Source organism: Candidatus Protochlamydia sp. R18 (assembly GCF_000648255.1).
In the GTDB taxonomy this organism is placed as follows: Bacteria; Chlamydiota; Chlamydiia; order Chlamydiales; family Parachlamydiaceae; genus Protochlamydia; species Protochlamydia amoebophila.
Map to the genome: position 1 here is coordinate 1 of NZ_BASL01000626.1, position 1265 is coordinate 1265.

At 36.8% G+C, this 1265-nt stretch carries 2 pseudogenes; one reads left to right on the forward strand and one right to left on the reverse strand.

Annotated features, from left to right (window positions below):
* Positions 1–536 (forward strand): annotated as a pseudogene (locus tag TY19_RS12620) (IS982 family transposase); the annotation flags it as partial.
* 206 nt (positions 537–742) lie between these two features.
* Here the strand turns inward: TY19_RS12620 and TY19_RS11510 are convergent.
* Positions 743–1265 (reverse strand): annotated as a pseudogene (locus TY19_RS11510) (hypothetical protein); the annotation flags it as partial.

Consider the following 1265-nt stretch of genomic DNA (forward strand, 5'->3'; position numbering starts at 1 on the left):
CCATCGATAGATGTTTGCCACAATAAACGCATAAAAAGAAACAAGGTCTTTAAAGGTTTGGCAAAGAGAAGGAAAACAGCTTCAGGATGGTTTTTCGAGTTTAAATTGCATCTCATGATCAATGAGAAAGGAGAAATTTTGGCTTTTCAGCTAACTCCTGGAAATGTTGCTGATGTTTCTATTGCCGAAACCTTGTCGAAAGGGATTTTTGGGAAATGATTTGTTGATAAGGAGGTTATTTCGAAAGAGCTTTCAAAGAGGCTTTTGAAACAAGGATTTGAACGATTGACGACCATAAGATCGAATAGGAAGCAGAATCTTATAAAGTTGAAAGACAAAATTCGTAGAAAACGAGCTATTATTGAAATGGTGAATGATCAACTAAAAAATATTTCTCAAATTGAACAGACACGCCACAGAAATGCCGAAATTTTTTAATTAATCTATTGGCTGGGATGGTTGCTTATATTCATCAACCTAAAAAGCCATCGATAAAATTAGCAGAGCAGTATCACTTGTTGTTCATGGCTGCCTAAAAACCCAAAATTCAGGTTAAGAGCATTTTTGGCGTTTACAAGTATAAAATTGTTTGTATAGTGCCTCCAAAATTAGCGAGTAATTCTCTTAGAAAAGCGTCTCGTTGGGAGTCGATAAACTTTAATGAAATTTTATCCTTCACCTTCTTAGGACAAAGTACTCTTTTATTTTCGCCACCAGGTTTCTCTTTTATTGAAAGTTTTTTCTATCTAATAATTTTTAAATTGAGTGAAGCTGCTAAAGCTTTAAAACGTTCTAATCCTGCATCGGTGAGATTCTCACAGCCACTTAGATTGAAATACTGCAAACCCGTTAAAGTTGTCAAATGGGCTAATCCCTCATCAGTGAGATTCATACAGTAGCGTAGATTTAGATGCTGCAAAGCTGTTAAAGATGTCAAATGGGCTAATCTTGCATCGGTGAGATTCTCACAATTGTCTAAATTTAGATGCTGCAAAGACGTCAAGTATTTCAAATGGACTAATCCTGCATCGGTGAGATTATCACAATAGCTTAGATTTAGATGCTGCAAAGCTGTTAAAGATGCCAAATGGGCTAATCCTGCATCAGTGAGATTCTTACACCTACTTAGATTTAGATGCTGCAAAGCCGTTAAGGGTGTCAAATGGGTTAATCCTGCATCGGTGAGATTTTCACACTCACCTAGATTGAGATGCTGTAAAGCCGTTAAGGGTGTCAAATGGACTAATCCTGCATCGGTGAGATGA